The organism is Grimontia sp. SpTr1 (assembly GCF_947387585.1).
GTDB lineage: Bacteria > Pseudomonadota > Gammaproteobacteria > Enterobacterales > Vibrionaceae > Enterovibrio > Enterovibrio indicus.
On sequence record NZ_CANDOD010000031.1, the window covers coordinates 21420 to 35464 of the forward strand.

Sequence of the window (14045 nt, forward strand, 5' to 3'; positions counted from 1 at the left end):
CAGGCCCTTTTTTGTTATCTATGACTTTTTCAGCTTTAGCTTTCTAAACTGCGGTTTTCCGTCGCTCCGTAATATCGACTTCAGGCTGCTCATTCCCATAGATTCCATCAAGTCTGACATCTTTCTCTTCCCAAACATCATTGAGCCACTGATGGAAGCGGCGCTTGAACGCTTTGTCGTTGAAGTAATCGCCTTTGACGTTTTCATCCACTGGAAGCGTATCGATGCGCACCACAATCTTTTTCATCTTCCCGCTGAGCAAATCTCTAAAGGGCAAATGGTGGTTATCCGGATACGCCACCGTGACATTAATGATGGCATCAAATTGATCGCCCATTGCGCCCAAGGTATAAGCAACGCCGCCAGTTTTAGGGGGCAGTAGGTTGTTATACGGCGATCGCGTCTGACGCTTCTTTTCATTGGTGAAGCGGGTACCTTCAACAAAGTTGACCACAGTGGTTGGGGTGTGGCGAAAACGCTCGCAAGATTTACGGGTAGTATCCAGATCGCTGCCGCGCTTTTCCGGATGTTTTAACAGATACTGACGTGAATAGCGCTTCATAAATGGCATATCTACCGCCCAGCAAGCCATGCCAAGAAACGGGACGTACAGAAGCTGCTGTTTTAAGAAGAACTTCGCCATCGGAATACGGTTTCTGAATACCGAAAAAATCACCACGATGTCAGTCCAGCTAAGATGATTGCAGATAAGCAGATACCAACCATCTTTTCTCAGGGTCTCTCCGCCCTGAATATCCCATTCTACGTTAGAAGTCAGGTTCAGAAGCTTATGGTTTCCGGTTGCCCATGCCCACATCATGCCGTTACAAAGGCGGGTGATCCCCCTTTGCAAAGCCGGAATGGGTAACAACATTTTGATCAAGGCAAAACAGCAGATCAGCACTGACCAAAACGCAGTATTCAAGCACACCAGAAAGGCGTTCAGATAAAGTAACAATGTCTCAATCTCGCGGTATATTCACTGAGTTGTCATCCAAAGGTCATAATACGACGCAGAAATAAAAAACACCATTCAGTTAAAAGTGGTCACATCAGTCTGCGCTTACCTTGGACACACTAACTTGCCAGTGCCGTCAGCTGTTTAAGAAGCCTGTCCATCGAACGGTAACCCAAGGCTTCGGCCAGATGACCACGCTGGATATTCGCCTCTCCGGACAAATCCGCAATGGTACGTGCCACTTTAATAATCCGGTGATAGGCGCGGATAGACAGCCCTAATCGATGCAGTGCCGTTTCCAGAAAATCCGCGTCCGCTTTATCGAGCGGACAGTAGGTTTCAATTTCCCGACTGGAAAGCAGGCTGTTTACCTTGCCAGACCGTGCGAGCATCACCGCTCTTGCTCTTTCTACCCGCGCTTTAATCACTTCCGTCGGTTCGCCACGATCGCCACCTTCCGTTAACGTGCCTCGCGGTAGTGCGGGGATTTCAATCGAAAGATCAAAGCGATCAAGAAATGGACCTGATAAACGATTTAGATAACGAAGCGTCGCCTGTGGATTGGAGCGCGCCAACTGACCTTCATAGTGTCCGGTCGGACTGGGGTTGAGTGCACCAATAAGCTGGAAGCGCGCAGGAAAACAGGTTTTACCGTTGGCACGGGAAATAACCACCTCGCCAGATTCAAGAGGCTCACGCAGTGAATCCAACACCTTTCTTTCAAACTCAGGCATTTCATCGAGAAAAAGTAAGCCATTGTGTGCCAGCGATATTTCACCCGGTTTCGGGGTGCTACCACCGCCCACCAATGCGGCCATTGAGCTGGAATGGTGTGGGGTACGAAAAGGTCGTTTGCGCCAGTTACCTTCGTGCAAAGGCTTTTCTGTAAGGGAAGTGATCGCCGCGGTTTCGAGCGCTTCTTTGTCACTCATAGGTGGCAACAGATCGGCCATGCGTGATGCCAGCATGGTTTTTCCGGTTCCTGGAGGGCCAAGGAAAAGTAAGTTGTGCGAGCCTGCCGCCGCAATCTCCAGCGCTCGTTTTCCCTGTTGCTGGCCGATAATGTCCTGCATACAACGTCTGGCGGTATTTGGCGTGACTTCGTCATCTTCAGGCTCTTTCAGCATCAGACTGCCCTGTCCGCTTAGGTGACGGCAAACAGAAATCAAATCCGGCGCAGACACATGAATATCACGCCCCACCAGCGCCACCTGTCCGCCATTTTCATCTGGCACAACCAAACTTCTCTTCGCTTCTCGGCATGCCACGGCAGCAGGCAACGTCCCTTTTACTGCGCGTAGCTGACCAGAGAGAGCCAGTTCTCCCGCAAATTCATGACTATCGAGCTTGGTCATCGGAATTTGACCGGAAGCAGCCAAAATGCCGAGCGCGATAGGTAAATCAAAGCGCCCCCCTTCTTTGGGTAAATCCGCTGGGGCAAGATTGACTGTTATGCGTCTTGCAGGAAATTCAAAGCCCGAGTTCACAATGGCGCTGCGCACCCTGTCCCGCGCTTCTTTGACCGTGGTTTCCGCAAGACCAACTAACGTAAAAGCAGGTAATCCATTGCTGATATGGACTTCGACAGTCACCTGTGGTGCTTCGACACCGACACAGGCGCGACTTTGAATAATGGCAAGATTCATAAGGCGTAATCAGTAACTATTTAACTATCAATAGGTTATTTGCATAAACCATTAGTATTACTGCATTACGAAGCATAAATTGGAAATTCGAGCCACTTTTTGCTTGTCATGCGACAGAAGTCTGTGATACCACTATGAGCAGACAACAACTGTGCAAACAAACGTTGACATAAACATACAGCACCGACACAAACGGTGCTTAAAGAGACAAAATGAATCATCTATCTCGCGCCCTAGTCATTATTATTTCAATTATCGTGGTGGTACTACCGCGAGGGGCAGCGACGGCTAGAACATAGCAAACAAACATCGCAACAGCCCCCGCATCGAAAGGTCCGGGGGCTTTTTTCACATTTGGACGTGCGGTTGCAAAACGCAAAAAGGAAAACGCGGTATGGGACCATCTCAGGAAGCACAGCAAACAACCTCCTTGGCGGGATTTAACGGGAGGCCACAATGACAGGTGCACAACTCGTAGTTGAAGCTTTGCGAAAGCAGGGTGTAACGACAATCTTTGGTTATCCGGGCGGTGCTATCATGCCCGTTTACGATGCCCTTTATGACGGCGGCGTTGATCATGTCCTTTGCCGTCACGAGCAAGGCGCTGCCATGGCCGCTATCGGCTACGCACGCTCCACCGGCGGCGTCGGTGTGTGTCTTGCCACTTCCGGTCCAGGCGCCACCAACCTTATCACGGGCCTTGCAGATGCCATGATGGACTCCGTGCCCGTCGTTGCTATCACAGGTCAGGTTGCCAGCCCGCTAATCGGAACCGATGCCTTTCAGGAAGTTGATGTTCTCGGTCTTTCCCTTGCCTGCACCAAACACAGTTTTCTGGTGACCGACAAATCAAAACTCGCTTCTACATTGGCAGAAGCTTTTGTAGTTGCCAAAGAAGGCCGCCCTGGCCCAGTGCTGGTGGATATCGCCAAAGACGTGCAGCTTGCCCAAATCGAAGAAGCCTTTACGGCTATTGTAAATCAGCCTTCTGCGCCAGAAGTGTCGGAAGCTTCGTTACAGGAAGCCAATGCACTGATCGCAGAGGCAAAGCAGCCGATGGTATATGTCGGTGGCGGCATTCAACTGGCACACGCGACCGACACGCTTCGCCAGTTTCTAAATCACAGTCAGATCCCAGCCACCAGCACCTTGAAAGGGCTTGGCTCGGTCGACAAAGATTATCCCTATTATCTCGGCATGCTCGGTATGCATGGCACCAAAGCGGCGAATCTCGCGGTTCAGCAATCTGATTTATTGATTGCTATTGGTGCGCGCTTTGACGATCGCGTCACTGGCAAACTGGATACCTTCGCGCCTAACGCCAAAGTCGTTCACATTGATATCGATGCCGCGGAATTCCACAAACTGCGCCGCGCCAATGTCGCACTTCGCGGTGAGCTAGATACCGTATTGCCGCAGTTGGGCGAGCCTTCGGACATCCAAGCATGGCAAGACAGTGTGCTGACCATGAAAAAGGACTTCGGATGGCGTTATGACCACCCGGGCGATCTGATTTTCGCGCCGCTGCTCCTTAAACAGCTCTCTGACATGATGCCGGATTCCACCGTCGTCGCGACCGATGTGGGCCAACACCAAATGTGGGTGGCGCAGCACGTAGAGCCGCGTCGTCCGGAAAACCTGTTAACCTCCGCGGGTCTTGGCACCATGGGCTTTGGTTTGCCTGCTGCTATGGGTGCCAAAATGGCCCGTCCCGATGATGAAGTTGTATTAGTTTCTGGAGATGGTTCATTTATGATGAACATTCAGGAACTTGGCACCCTGAAACGCCGCAACATTCCGGTAAAAATGGTACTGTTGGATAACCAACGTTTGGGGATGGTGCGTCAATGGCAACAGCTTTTCTTCGAAGAGCGCTATAGCGAGACTAACTTGTCGGATAACCCTGACTTCGTGACATTGGCGTCAGCCTTCAACATTCCAGGCAAAACCATTACCCGGAAAGAAGAAGTTATCCCTGCCCTGCAGGAGTTGCTGGCAAGTGACACAGCCTACCTGCTGCATGTTGCTATCTCAGAGGAAGAGAACGTATGGCCACTGGTTCCACCCGGTGCCGCTAACCAGGATATGTTGGAGCGTACATGAGTCAATCACACACTCTGTTAATCAATGCTGACGACCAGCCAGAATTGCTGGAGCGTCTGCTGCGCATTGTCCGTCACCGTGGATTCCGCCTGACAAGCCTCGACATGCATCATACCGATGACACCAATGCGGTTGAAATTACCCTGCAAGTGAAGAGCGATCGTCCTATCGCCAATCTTCAAAGCCAGCTAGACAAATTATGGGATGTCTCACGCGTACGTCTGCTCCCGCTAGAACAACAGTAATGCGTTATAAGGATTAATAAGAATGGCAAACACAGCGGATTATATTTGGTCAAACGGCGAACTGATCCCATGGCAAGATGCCACAGTTCACGTACTGACCCACGCCATGCATTATGGCACCTCGGTTTTTGAAGGGATTCGTTGCTACGACACCCCGAATGGCCCAGTGGTCTTCCGTCATCGCGAACACATGCAACGTCTGAAAGACAGCGCAAAAATTTATCGCTTCCCAATCCCGTATTCTGTCGATGAGTTGATGGAAGCGTGCCGTGAAACACTGCGAGCCAACAACCTGAACTCTGCGTACATCCGCCCGCTGGGTTTTGTCGGTAATGTTGGTCTGGGCGTTTGTCCGCCGCCAGACACTAAAATGGATCTCATCATTGCAGCCTTCAGCTGGGGCACTTACCTCGGCGAAGATGCGCTGGCTAATGGTGTCGATGCCATGATTTCAAGCTGGAACCGCGCCGCCCCGAACACTATCCCAACCGCTGCTAAAGCGGGTGGTAACTACCTGTCGAGCCTGTTGGTCGGTGGTGAAGCCCGTCGCCACGGCTATGCTGAAGGTATTGCCTTGAGTGTGGATGGCTACCTGTCTGAAGGTGCCGGTGAGAACTTGTTCGTGGTGAAAAATGGCGTGATTTCAACGCCTCCAGCGACCAGCGCTATCCTTCCGGGCATTACCCGTGATTCCATCATGACCATCGCCAAGGACATGGGTTACGAGGTGCGTGAAGAGAACATCGCGCGCGAAGCCCTCTACCTGGCAGATGAAGTCTTCATGACGGGCACAGCCGCGGAAATCGTGCCGGTTCGCAGCGTAGATCAAATCACTGTGGGTGAAGGCAAACGCGGCCCAGTCACAGAGAAAGTACAAACCGCCTTCTTTGGCCTGTTCAATGGCCAAACCGAAGACAAATGGGGATGGCTGGATCCGGTCTCTCCGGACGCCAAATAAGTAGTTTTAGAGGAATAAGGAAATGCCTAAGTACCGTTCAGCCACCACCACCCATGGCCGTAATATGGCGGGTGCCCGCGCCCTTTGGCGTGCAACCGGCGTAAAGGATGAAGATTTTGGTAAACCTATCATCGCCGTGGTGAACTCCTTCACCCAGTTCGTACCCGGTCACGTGCACTTGAAAGATCTTGGCCAACTGGTAGCGAAAGAAATCGAAGCCGCTGGTGGCATCGCTAAAGAGTTCAACACCATTGCTGTTGATGACGGCATCGCCATGGGTCACGGCGGTATGCTTTACAGCCTGCCATCACGCGAAATCATCGCGGATTCTGTGGAGTACATGGTGAACGCTCACTGCGCCGACGCCATGGTGTGTATCTCCAACTGTGACAAAATCACCCCGGGAATGCTGATGGCAGCAATGCGTCTCAACATCCCAGCGATTTTCGTCTCTGGTGGTCCAATGGAAGCAGGTAAAACCAAGCTTTCCGATCAGATCCTGAAACTGGATCTGGTGGATGCCATGATCCAGGGTGCCGATCCAAACGTGTCAGACGAGCAAAGCGAACAGATCGAACGCTCTGCGTGTCCAACCTGTGGCTCTTGCTCTGGTATGTTCACTGCCAACTCCATGAACTGTCTGACCGAAGCGCTGGGTCTCAGCCAGCCGGGTAACGGTTCTATGCTGGCTACCCATGCAGACCGTGAAAAACTGTTCATCACAGCTGGCCAGCGTATCGTTGAGCTGACCAAGCGTTATTACGAGCAAGATGACGAATCTACCCTGCCGCGTAACATTGCCAGCAAAACCGCGCTGGAAAATGCCATGGCGCTGGATATCGCCATGGGTGGCTCGACCAACACCATCCTTCACCTGCTTGCAGCCGCACAGGAAGGTGAAATCGATTTCGATATGTCAGACATCGACCGCCTGTCCCGTCAGGTTCCGCACCTTTGTAAGGTAGCCCCTTCCACTCAGAAATATCACATGGAAGATGTTCACCGCGCAGGTGGCGTGATGGGTATTCTGGGTGAGCTTGATCGCGCCGGTCTTCTGAAAACCGACGTACCAAACGTGTTGGGCGAAACCCTGGCAGATACGCTGGCGAAATACGACATCACGGTCACAGACAACGAAGAGGTGAAAACCTTCTACCGCGCAGGCCCTGCTGGCATCCGCACTACCAAAGCCTTCTCACAGGATTGCCGTTGGGACACGCTGGATGACGATCGTACTGAGGGTTGTATCCGCACCAAAGAAAACGCCTATAGCCAGGATGGTGGTCTTGCTGTACTGAGCGGTAACATTGCTCTTGACGGATGTATCGTGAAAACCGCCGGTGTGGCGGAGGAAAACCTCACCTTCCGCGGTCCTGCCCACGTGTTTGAAAGCCAGGAAGATGCAGTCAACGGCATTCTGGGCGGTGCAGTGAAAGCCGGTGAAGTCGTGGTTATCCGCTACGAAGGCCCTAAAGGTGGCCCAGGTATGCAGGAAATGCTTTACCCAACCACTTACCTCAAGTCCATGGGTCTTGGCAAAGAGTGCGCGCTCATCACTGATGGTCGCTTCTCCGGCGGCACCAGCGGTCTGTCTATCGGTCATATTTCTCCAGAAGCGGCTAACGGCGGTACCATTGCTTTGGTTAACCAAGGCGACATCATTGCCATCGACATTCCAAACCGCTCGATCGTTTTGGAAGTGGATGAAGCTGAACTGGCTGCACGCCGTGAAGCTCAAGCAGAGAAAGGCTGGAAACCAGCATCGCGCGAACGCACGGTATCTCTGGCGCTGAAAGCCTATGCCAGTCTGGCAACCAGTGCTGATAAAGGCGCAGTGCGCGATAAAAGCAAGCTGGAGGGGTAATCATGAGTCAGGCCCGCCAACACAGTGAACCCGCACCGCTCAGCAACGCTGAATACCTGCGTGATATTTTGCGCGCCCCTGTTTACGAGGCTGCGATTGTCAGCCCGTTACAGGATATGCCACGTATTTCGCAGCGTTTAGGCAACACCATTCAGCTCAAGCGTGAAGATCGCCAGCCGGTGCATTCGTTCAAGTTACGCGGCGCCTACAACATGATGTCGCAGTTAACCGAAGCGCAAAAACAAGCCGGCGTTATCGCTGCATCAGCGGGAAACCATGCGCAGGGGGTGGCTCTTTCTGGCAATAAGCTGGGGATCAAAGCCACTATCGTGATGCCTCGCACCACGCCAGACATCAAAGTGGCATCTGTTCGCGGCTTTGGTGGTAACGTCGTGCTGCATGGCAACAACTTCGATGAAGCCAAAGCCAAGGCGGTTGAACTGTCCGAAGCACATGGCTACACCTTTGTGCCACCTTTTGATCATCCTTTGGTGATTGCGGGCCAAGGCACCATGGGCATGGAAATGCTTCAGCAGAACGGCCATCTGGAATATATGTTCCTGCCTGTCGGTGGGGGCGGTATTGCTGCGGGCGTTGCTGTGCTGGTTAAGCAGCTGCTGCCTCAGGTCAAACTGATTGCAGTAGAAGCAGAAGATTCTGCCTGCCTGAAAGCAGCGCTGGATGCCGGTGAGCCGGTCACTCTCGATAACGTGGGTACCTTCGCAGACGGTGTGGCGGTCAAACGCATTGGTGATGAGACCTTCCGTCTTTGTCAGGAGCACCTGGATGACATCATCACGGTGTCGAGTGATGAAATCTGTGCCGCGGTGAAAGATATTTTTGAAGACACCCGCGCGATTTCTGAGCCTGCTGGCGCCTTGTCTCTGGCCGGTCTAAAGAAATACACCGAGCAGCATCAGCTCAAAGGCAAGAAGATGGCCGCCGTGCTTTCCGGTGCGAACACCAACTTCCACAGCCTGAGATATGTGTCTGAGCGCGCTGAGCTGGGTGAAAAACGCGAAGGCCTGTTGGCGGTAACGATTCCTGAGCGCACAGGTGCTTTCCTTGAGTTTTGCAAAATCCTCGGTGGCCGAGCGGTGACAGAATTTAACTACCGTCACAGCGACGACACACTGGCAAATATCTTTGTCGGTGTGCGTTTGCAAAATGGACAGGAAGAGCTCGATGGCATCATTGCCGATCTACGCAAAGGCGGATATCCGGTACAGGACTTGTCTGATGATGAAATGGCGAAGGTCCACATCCGCTACATGATTGGTGGAAGACCTACCAAAGCGATGAAAGAGCGTCTGTACAGCTTTGAGTTCCCGGAATATCCGGGCGCCCTGCTACGCTTTCTCAACACCTTGGGTACGCATTGGAACATCAGCATCTTCAACTATCGCAATCACGGCTCTGACTACGGTCGCGTGCTGTGTGGCTTTGAACTGGAAGATAAAGACATCCTGTCATTTACCGCGCACCTGCGTGAGCTGGGATACGCATGGAAAGATGAGACAGAAAATCCGTCTTATAAATTCTTCCTGGCCAAGTCCTAGTCACAAACCCAAAAGACAAAAAAGCCCAGCATCGCTGGGCTTTTTGCTTTTTCTTTTTATCGGTCTTTATCCGGCGTTGTCATATTGATCATGTACTGTGCCAGCAGTAACGCCTGATCCATCACAAGGTTACGTGCTGATTCAGGTAACTGACTGAATAGTGCCAACAGGGAGTTCAGATCGTCCCTGTGCGTAAACGCGATGTCACTTCGCGTACTTTCACCATACAAAAACCAATTTAATGGACGGCCGGTTACATCAGCGATGATTGCCAGGGAAGACACTTTGGGCTCTGTTTTACCGGACTCAATATCTAAATAGGTTTGACGGGCAACATCTAAATGCTGCGCCATTTCCACCTGAGTGATATCCCGGTACTCCCGCGCTTCCCTAATGCGCTGTGCAACATGAGCTTTGACAATAAACATCGCTTGCCCCACAACTCGGCGCCAAGGAACAGGTTAATTCGCTCCGTTCACAGTGACGCACTTTACTGCTAGATCCTGCATTATGCACAGGGTTGTTTTCTACACATGTAAAGCGTTGTTGAAGTGTGAATCAGGGCTACTGTTGCCTAAGCCAGATGACAAGGAAAATACGCAATACCCATTTTGGCAGGCAAGGCGTGACCCTGCTTGCCAAGTAAGTAAGTGCTTAACCTCGTTGTGCTGATTTCGAGTAGTTAACCAGGAACGATGCCATATTGACACTCTGGTTCAGGATAGCGGTGCGCGCTTCATGTGGCAGCTTGGAAAAATGCTCCAGCAAGCGGTTAACATCCTGTTTGTACTGCACATCATGCAGTTCAACGTCAGCATCACCATAAACGAACCACACCAGTGGACGCTCAGTGATTTCTGCAATTTCTGACAACATACGAACGCGAGGCTCTGTTTTGCCCGTTTCGATGTCCAGATACGTTTGGCGCGCTACTTCGAGTAGTTTGGCCATTTTCACCTGAGTGATCCCTTTCCACTCACGTGCTTCTTTAATGCGTTTTGCTACTTGTGCTTTCGAGTCGATCATACTTCACTCCCTACGACGTACAGCTATCTGTTATATAGTTTTGCTGTTTATCGACAATATGCACAATGCAGGCCAACTATTTAGACATCCTATAATATATTTAATATCAATACGTTAAATAAACCCCAATTGACACTGTTAGTCTTTCTGGGCTCGATGTCTTGTTATGACTGCGAAATGATTTGCAAAATGCGAATAAGCGTTCCCACTCAATAATTGCAAAAAGCAAATCAGACAATGCCTGTATGCCTTATAAGGCACAAAAAGGAGCCTAGTGGCTCCTTTATAAATTAAAACTCTCATTTTTAAGCTGTATTATTCTACTGTCACAGCTTTTGCGAGGTTACGAGGCTGGTCTACGTCTGTCCCTTTGATAAGCGCTACGTGGTAAGACAGCAGCTGCATGGGCAGTGTGTAGAAAATAGGCGCACACACTTCATCGACATGCGGCATAGCAACAATGGTCATGCCCTCACTGGCTTCAAAGCCCGCATCTTTATCCGCAAACACATAAAGCTGTCCACCGCGAGCGCGCACTTCCTCAATGTTGGACTTCAGTTTTTCAAGCAGTTCGTTGTTTGGCGCTACCACGATGACAGGCATATCTGCATCAATTAGCGCCAGCGGGCCATGCTTGAGTTCACCAGCTGCGTAAGCTTCAGCGTGGATATAAGAGATTTCTTTCAGCTTTAGCGATGCTTCCATGGCAATCGGATAGTACTCTCCGCGTCCGAGGAATAAAGCATGGTGTTTGTCGGCAAAATCTTCTGCGAGCAGCTCTATCTCTTTGTCGAACGCCAATGCCTGTTCCATGGTTGCCGGTAAGCGATTCAATGCCTCTACGATGGCTTTTTCTTTAGCAGCGTCTACATGGCCTTTCTGCTTGCCTACTGCGGTGACCAGCATCAAGAGGGTAGCCAACTGGGTGGTAAACGCTTTGGTCGATGCCACACCAATCTCAGCACCTGCACGGGTCATAAACGCCAAATCAGATTCTCGAACCAGTGAAGAGCCCGCTACGTTACAAATGGTCATTGCCCCCATAAAGCCACGCTCTTTGGCTTTGCGCAACGCCGCCAATGTATCTGCGGTCTCTCCAGACTGGGAAAGGGTGATCAACAGGCTGCTAGGGCGGGTGACGAAGTTGCGATAGCGAAATTCCGAAGCAATCTCCACATCACAGCTCACGCCTGCAATATCTTCGAACCAGTAACGTGCCACCATGCCTGCGTTATAAGAAGTACCACAAGCCACAATCTGAATATGTTCGGCTTTAGTCAGAAGCTCCGCTGCACCATGACCAATACTATCCACCAGCACGCTGTTGCCATCAATACGCCCTTCCAGCGTGTTAATGAGTGCAGAAGGCTGCTCAAAAATTTCTTTTTGCATGTAATGGCGGTATGGGCCTTTGTCTGCCGCATCATGCTCAATAGACGACTCATGAATCTGGCGTTCAACACACTCACCATTCAAATCGGTAATGCTGACTTCGCGTCGGGTAATTTCCGCTACATCACCTTCTTCAAGGAAGATAAAACGTCGGGTGACATTGAGCAGTGCCAGTTGATCGGACGCCAGAAAGTTTTCCCCAATACCGAGGCCAATCACCAAAGGACTGCCCGAACGTGCTGCAATAAGTCGCTCTGGATCACATCTATCCATCACCACGGTGCCGTAAGCGCCTTCTAGCTGTTTGACCGTGCGTTGGAAGGCTTCCATAAGGCCGCCTCCCTGCCCCAATTCCCAATCCACAAGGTGAGCAATGACCTCAGTGTCAGTTTGGGATGTAAAAACGTAACCGCGGCCTTTGAGCAGCTCTCGGAGCGGTTCATGGTTTTCAATGATGCCGTTGTGGACGATGGCAATGTTATCGCCTGACATGTGTGGGTGTGCATTGGATTCGCTTGGTTCACCATGGGTTGCCCAACGAGTGTGAGCAATACCAGTACCACCAAGAACTGGTGTTTCGTCTAGAGCTTCCGCCAGATTCTGTACTTTGCCCAATCGGCGCAACCGACGCAATTGTTGTTCGCTGTCAGTCACGGCTAGACCGGCAGAGTCATAGCCGCGGTATTCAAGTCTGCGTAAACCTTCCAGTAAGATTTCAGCAACGTCCCTTTGCGCAACCGCGCCAACAATTCCACACATATCTTTCCCCGTATCTAGTCAGGGGCGCAGATCACCTCTGTGCCCGTCTTTTCAATGGCAAGTTTGGTGGTGGCATCAAGCTTACTGTCGGTGATCACCGTGGTGATCACTTCCCAGGGAAGTTCAAGATTCGGGATCTTGCGGCCGATTTTATCGGACTCGATCAAAACCACGACTTCCCTGGAAACCTCTGACATAACACGGCTAAGGCCAACAATTTCATTAAACGTTGTCGTACCGCGACTAACATCGATGCCATCGGCCCCAATAAACAGTTGGTCAAAGTCATACGCACGCAATGCTTGCTCTGCGACCTGCCCCTGAAACGCTTCAGAATGCGGGTCCCAGGTACCGCCTGTCATCAGGAGTGTCGGCTCGTTTTCCAACTCCTTAATGGCTTGCGCCACATTCAGGGAGTTGGTCATCACTACTAGACCACGCTTTTGATTGAGAAGTGGGATCAAAGCTGCCGTCGTTGAACCACTGTCCACCACAATTCGATTATGGTCGCGGATCCGGGTTGCCGCCATTTTTGCGATTGATAACTTTTGTTCCGAAACTTTTACTGCGTTTTCCGAAACCATTTCATGAGGAACAGGAACTGCTCCGCCATAACGACGCAGCAGAAGTCCATTTTTCTCAAGCTCAGCAAGGTCTTTACGGATCGTTACCTCTGATGTTTCAAACAGCGTTGAAAGCATATCTACGCTAACTTCACCCTGTTCAGTCAGCATGGCAACAATCGCATGGCGACGTTGTTGAGTATTACGTTTCGACATGTAACCACCAAACTTTCGTTTCGAAAGATAATATAAACTTTAAATCAAAGATCAAGGATGAAATGCGATACACATCACTTTGGACATGATCTGAAGCACAGATTGAGAATTATACAGAGAGTTATACCAATCACAGTAGGTAGATGATCAGAAATAGCGCAGGAAAAATGCTCGAGAACAAGGCGAAAAATTTTCGATAAGTAGTTATTCTACAATCAAATTTTTCAACGTAGTTATTGAGCATTTTAACAATCTAGGATGAGCAGATTTTTACTACGATAGGTATTGCGCACTGAGAGCGCGAGAGGTTGAAGTGAGAGAGTGGGTTGCAAACTGCAGATAGAAAAAAAGCAGGCTAAAAAGCCTGCTTTCAATCATGGTGCGGAAGGAGAGACTTGAACTCTCACACCTTGCGGCGCCAGAACCTAAATCTGGTGCGTCTACCAATTTCGCCACTTCCGCAAATTGTTTTACCTAACCCTTCTTGTTGAAGGCTTAAGTGATGTTTGGTGCGAAGGGAGAGACTTGAACTCTCACGTCCGTAAGGACACTAACACCTGAAGCTAGCGCGTCTACCAATTCCGCCACCATCGCAATTTTGTCGCCTGATATTGAGTTTATAACCCGCAAACACTGGTAGTGTGTCTTATCTGGCAGAAAGTCAGAGACTTTCGAAATAAGTGGTGGCTACGACGGGATTCGAACCTGTGACCCCATCATTATGAGTGATGTGCTCTAACCAACTGAGCTACGTAG

At 50.7% G+C, this 14045-nt stretch carries 11 protein-coding genes and 2 tRNA genes; 5 read left to right on the forward strand and 8 right to left on the reverse strand.

The genetic code is table 11. The features are described 5' to 3' along the window. Positions 1 to 43: 43 nt before the first annotated feature. The gene (locus QL223_RS25010) at positions 44 to 958 is read right to left on the reverse strand and encodes an acyltransferase (RefSeq protein ID WP_281546296.1); all 915 of its coding nucleotides are present in this window, start codon (positions 956 to 958) and stop codon (positions 44 to 46) included. Between the two features lie 119 nt (positions 959 to 1077). Beyond that, positions 1078 to 2604, reverse strand: coding sequence for a YifB family Mg chelatase-like AAA ATPase (locus QL223_RS25015; protein WP_281546297.1), 1527 nt, complete (start codon positions 2602 to 2604; stop codon positions 1078 to 1080). 456 nt (positions 2605 to 3060) lie between these two features. Between QL223_RS25015 and ilvG the strand changes: the two genes are divergently transcribed. The 5 genes from ilvG to ilvA are packed head-to-tail and all read left to right on the forward strand — an operon-like array spanning position 3061 to position 9333. Then, positions 3061 to 4707, forward strand: coding sequence for an acetolactate synthase 2 catalytic subunit (ilvG, locus tag QL223_RS25020; RefSeq protein WP_281546298.1), 1647 nt, complete (start codon positions 3061 to 3063; stop codon positions 4705 to 4707). Then, positions 4704 to 4952, forward strand: coding sequence for an acetolactate synthase 2 small subunit (gene ilvM, locus QL223_RS25025; protein WP_046307966.1), 249 nt, complete (start codon positions 4704 to 4706; stop codon positions 4950 to 4952). Before ilvG ends, ilvM begins: the two co-directional genes overlap by 4 nt. A gap of 22 nt (positions 4953 to 4974) precedes the next feature. Then, a complete protein-coding gene (locus QL223_RS25030) occupies positions 4975 to 5910 on the forward strand; it encodes a branched-chain amino acid transaminase (RefSeq protein ID WP_046307968.1) in 936 nt (311 codons plus the stop codon). A 22-nt stretch (positions 5911 to 5932) separates the two neighbouring features. Next, a complete protein-coding gene (ilvD, locus tag QL223_RS25035) occupies positions 5933 to 7774 on the forward strand; it encodes a dihydroxy-acid dehydratase (RefSeq protein ID WP_281546299.1) in 1842 nt (613 codons plus the stop codon). Positions 7775 to 7776: 2 nt separating this feature from the next. Continuing rightward, positions 7777 to 9333, forward strand: coding sequence for a threonine ammonia-lyase, biosynthetic (gene ilvA, locus QL223_RS25040; protein ID WP_046307969.1), 1557 nt, complete (start codon positions 7777 to 7779; stop codon positions 9331 to 9333). 56 nt (positions 9334 to 9389) lie between these two features. Here the strand turns inward: ilvA and QL223_RS25045 are convergent, their stop codons facing one another. The 6 genes from QL223_RS25045 to QL223_RS25070 all read right to left on the reverse strand — a co-directional run bounded on the left by QL223_RS25045 (position 9390) and on the right by QL223_RS25070 (position 13883). Then, on the reverse strand, positions 9390 to 9761 hold the full coding sequence (locus QL223_RS25045; protein ID WP_002540824.1) for a helix-turn-helix transcriptional regulator: 372 nt from the start codon (positions 9759 to 9761) through the stop codon (positions 9390 to 9392). A gap of 226 nt (positions 9762 to 9987) precedes the next feature. Continuing rightward, the gene (locus QL223_RS25050; protein WP_002540823.1) at positions 9988 to 10359 is read right to left on the reverse strand and encodes a helix-turn-helix transcriptional regulator; all 372 of its coding nucleotides are present in this window, start codon (positions 10357 to 10359) and stop codon (positions 9988 to 9990) included. A 315-nt stretch (positions 10360 to 10674) separates the two neighbouring features. After that, positions 10675 to 12510: a glutamine--fructose-6-phosphate transaminase (isomerizing) gene (gene glmS, locus QL223_RS25055; RefSeq protein ID WP_281546300.1), complete on the reverse strand. Its 1836-nt coding sequence runs from the start codon at positions 12508 to 12510 to the stop codon at positions 10675 to 10677. Positions 12511 to 12524: 14 nt separating this feature from the next. Next, complete coding sequence (locus QL223_RS25060; RefSeq protein ID WP_002540821.1) at positions 12525 to 13289, reverse strand: DeoR family transcriptional regulator; 765 nt, start codon at positions 13287 to 13289, stop codon at positions 12525 to 12527. Positions 13290 to 13666: 377 nt separating this feature from the next. Next, positions 13667 to 13751 (reverse strand) — tRNA-Leu (locus tag QL223_RS25065). Positions 13752 to 13796: 45 nt separating this feature from the next. Next, positions 13797 to 13883: transfer RNA gene (locus QL223_RS25070), tRNA-Leu, on the reverse strand. Between the last annotated feature and the right edge of the window lie 162 nt (positions 13884 to 14045).